We start from the raw sequence: 2,970 nt of genomic DNA, 5'->3' as shown, positions 1-2,970 counted from the left end.
AATAATAAATATATAGTTCAAGCACCAAATATTATTGAAAATGCAAAAAATAATAATAATACTGTCATATTATTATATAATATGTATGTAAAGAAACTATTTGGATATATCGCATGTCCATAACTTTGAGCAAGTAACATGTTCCCTTATATCTTCTATTGCTTGTATTTGTGAATNAAATAGCTTATAATTTATTAAATAACCTATATAAAATCCAATTATTGATGCAAAGAATATTACAAAAGACATTATAAAATATTCTTTATATCTTAGCTATATATTTTCCTTTGATTTTATCTTTTCAAGATATTTTTTCATCTTTTTCTATTAATTTATTGTATATTTCAACAAAAGGAACTAAAGAAATTGCAATTATTAATATTCCACCATATGATCCAGATTTTAATGATAATAATGTAGAAAATACTATTATTAATATACTTAGAAAGAACAATATAAAGTCATTATACCTTATCTTTTCTATCAGGATATCATACATAATAAAAATTTTAACTTTTTATTTTATTTAAATTTGACGGTATTATAATACATATTGGAGGGTCTAAATTTATATTTAGTAATTCCTTTATTTCCTTATAATATATCTTCTCATTTTTTCTATTTAGGTTAAAANATACAATGATATTAAAATTATCATTAAAAATTTTTTCTCTTTTATTATCTATTTCTAATAATCTTTTTATTGCTTCTTTATGATCCAAATTTCTTTTATTTATTGGATCTAGTATAATAATACCAATGTTTGTAAATTATTTTTATAATTCCTTATAATATAATCATAAAATTCTGTGGATTCATGAAATGATATTGAAACTGTTCTTCCAAACTTATATAAAAATAAACCTATTTTTCCAATTTCATCAAATATTGATGGAGAATTTATTATTTTATATTCTATATTATTTTTCTTACAAAGTTCAATAAAATACATATGAGTAGTAGCAAATAATGGATTTCAAGTGTTATCAAAATTATTTTCTTATCTTTATTATTTAATATTGTTTTTTCTAATTCCTATTATACAAAATTCCTATCAACAATCTTTATATCTTTCCTTATATTTAATAAAAATTCTTTTGTTTCTTCATCAATAAAATTTGTATAGTATTCTAAAAATACTAAATCTGCAATCTTTATTTCTTCTATTAGTCCATATGGTATTTCATGCTTATTTTGTCCGATTCCAGATAATATAAACATTTTATAAATTAAAGAAATCTTTAATCTGCCTTTCTTTAGATTGATTTCCAAATGTCNGATCTATTTTCATTTTTAATGCTTTTAAACTAGAANTTGTATATTCATCCAACTTTAATTTTTCAGCTAACCATAAACTTGGTTCTAAATATTTTACATCACTACCATAATGAACAGTCATTACAATTCTTCCTCCACATCTATCACATTTTCCAGATAAAGGAGGTCTTCTAAATCTTTTATTACATTTTATGCATCTAAATTCTTGTTCAGAAAACTTTCTCAAATTACCTTTAATATCTCTTGCAAATGCAAATTTATTACTAAATTTGCAACAGTACTTGGATCTACAGATCTTAATAATTTTGCCAATTTTAATTCAAAATTCAATTTTTCTAACATCTCTCCTAGAGATTTATATGCAGAAACTTTATTTCCATTTTCACTAATAGAATATATATCATGCATAAATCCCCAATTTGTATATTCTTCTGGTGTATCAATTCTTTCTTTAAATATTTGTATTTTTACGGATTCTGGAGGTTTATATTGCAATGCCGCTTCATATAATTCTAGTGGATGATTCCAAACAGTATCAAACTTTTGTACCTCATCATCTATTTCCATTCCCTTAACTTTTTTTGTAATTGTTAATGGAGCATCCATAGTTCCTCCTCTTTTATCTGGTAAATATTCTCTAGAGAAATTTAATAGAGCATCTAATAATAATAATACTGTCCCTTCATCTCCATCACAATTCCTCCTAATTGCAGCATGCATCATTGGATGCATAAGTAATGCCTGAGTGCTTGTTAAACCAATTATTCTTCCAAAAGTACCTGCAGATGTATGAGGAGCTAAAACAATTAAAAGATGTCCATAATAAATCTTCTGGTTTCTTTACATTATATTATTTATTCATTTTATACAATCTTTCCAATTCTTCATCGATAAATTTAGCAGTATTCATTAAAGAAATTAAAAATCCATCTTTCTTTAATTTACCACCTTTCTTTAATGGACCAATTGTTAGACAATATAATATCTTGTGGTTTCAATTCCAATATTTGGTCTTCATTTTCCAATGGATTTCCATAAATATCATGATGTATATCCCAATTCTTTTAATTTTTCTATTGGGGTATATACTAAATCTTTTGGTTTAAAATATGTAATTGGTGCTTCTATAGCATACAAATCTTACTGTTACATCTCTAAATACAAATATACCATATTTTGNNNNTAATATTCCCTTTTCTAACCTTTCTGGTTGTTTACTTCTTGAACTCAAACCTTCTGGTCCCTTTACTATTTTTGGCAATTGATGATGAATCTAATCCTTGGATTTTTTAATGCTGCTTCTATATATTTTGAAATCTGTATTGCATATTTTCTATTCTCTTTTCCATCTTCTGCCTTTAATAATTTTGTTTCTGAATTACAGAATATACATTTTTTATATGGAACATATATTTTACAATTTGGACAATAATATGGTTCTTAATCCGGAAAAATTTTCTGATATTTCATTGATTCTAAAANNNTTCTCATCCTTCCTCCTTCTTCTCCTACAGGAAATAGAACCATTATTGAACCTTTTAGTTCTCTAATCTTTGCTTTTTCAGGTCTTCCCATTCTAACTCCAATATGGTTCCCACCTTATCTCTAATAATAACTTTTGATATTTTATTTATTAATTCATATCCATTTTTTTCATTATTTATTTCTGGAACTTTTTCAAAATATCCTAAT

Annotated in this window: 8 protein-coding genes; all 8 read right to left on the bottom strand. The window is 24.4% G+C overall.

Features of this window, described 5'->3' with window-relative positions; all coding sequences use genetic code 11:
• Positions 1 to 17 precede the first annotated feature (17 nt).
• Positions 18 to 140 carry a hypothetical protein gene (locus tag LUA84_RS04090; protein ID WP_256443489.1) on the bottom strand — a complete coding sequence of 41 codons (123 nt, stop codon included), beginning with the start codon at positions 138 to 140 and terminating at the stop codon, positions 18 to 20.
• 161 nt (positions 141 to 301) lie between these two features.
• Complete coding sequence (locus LUA84_RS01420) at positions 302 to 499, bottom strand: hypothetical protein (RefSeq protein ID WP_231434102.1); 198 nt, start codon at positions 497 to 499, stop codon at positions 302 to 304.
• Between the two features lie 243 nt (positions 500 to 742).
• The gene (locus LUA84_RS01415; protein WP_231434101.1) at positions 743 to 952 is read right to left on the bottom strand and encodes an SAM-dependent methyltransferase; all 210 of its coding nucleotides are present in this window, start codon (positions 950 to 952) and stop codon (positions 743 to 745) included.
• A gap of 86 nt (positions 953 to 1,038) precedes the next feature.
• Complete coding sequence (locus tag LUA84_RS01410) at positions 1,039 to 1,221, bottom strand: SAM-dependent methyltransferase (protein ID WP_231434100.1); 183 nt, start codon at positions 1,219 to 1,221, stop codon at positions 1,039 to 1,041.
• A gap of 279 nt (positions 1,222 to 1,500) precedes the next feature.
• Positions 1,501 to 2,106: a hypothetical protein gene (locus LUA84_RS01405; protein ID WP_457913338.1), complete on the bottom strand. Its 606-nt coding sequence runs from the start codon at positions 2,104 to 2,106 to the stop codon at positions 1,501 to 1,503.
• A 113-nt stretch (positions 2,107 to 2,219) separates the two neighbouring features.
• A complete protein-coding gene (locus LUA84_RS05135) occupies positions 2,220 to 2,303 on the bottom strand; it encodes a hypothetical protein (RefSeq protein ID WP_457913337.1) in 84 nt (27 codons plus the stop codon).
• Between the two features lie 77 nt (positions 2,304 to 2,380).
• Positions 2,381 to 2,509, bottom strand: a complete 129-nt coding sequence (locus LUA84_RS05130; protein ID WP_457913336.1) for a hypothetical protein — start codon at positions 2,507 to 2,509, stop codon at positions 2,381 to 2,383.
• A gap of 209 nt (positions 2,510 to 2,718) precedes the next feature.
• Positions 2,719 to 2,865, bottom strand: a complete 147-nt coding sequence (locus tag LUA84_RS01400; protein WP_256443581.1) for a hypothetical protein — start codon at positions 2,863 to 2,865, stop codon at positions 2,719 to 2,721.
• Between the last annotated feature and the right edge of the window lie 105 nt (positions 2,866 to 2,970).

This window comes from Candidatus Nanopusillus massiliensis (genome assembly GCF_920984865.1).
The sequence above is the reverse complement of the archived record's forward strand: the minus strand, read 5'-3'. Positions and strand labels throughout refer to the sequence as shown.

Bases quoted from the DNA above. Each gene is read 5' to 3' on its own strand.
- LUA84_RS04090 (WP_256443489.1), bottom strand. From the start codon at position 140: ATGTTACTTGCTCAAAGTTATGGACATGCGATATATCCAAATAGTTTC.
- LUA84_RS01420 (WP_231434102.1), bottom strand. From the start codon at position 499: ATGTATGATATCCTGATAGAAAAGATAAGGTATAATGACTTTATATTG.
- LUA84_RS01415 (WP_231434101.1), bottom strand. From the start codon at position 952: ATGTATTTTATTGAACTTTGTAAGAAAAATAATATAGAATATAAAATA.
- LUA84_RS01410 (WP_231434100.1), bottom strand. From the start codon at position 1,221: ATGTTTATATTATCTGGAATCGGACAAAATAAGCATGAAATACCATAT.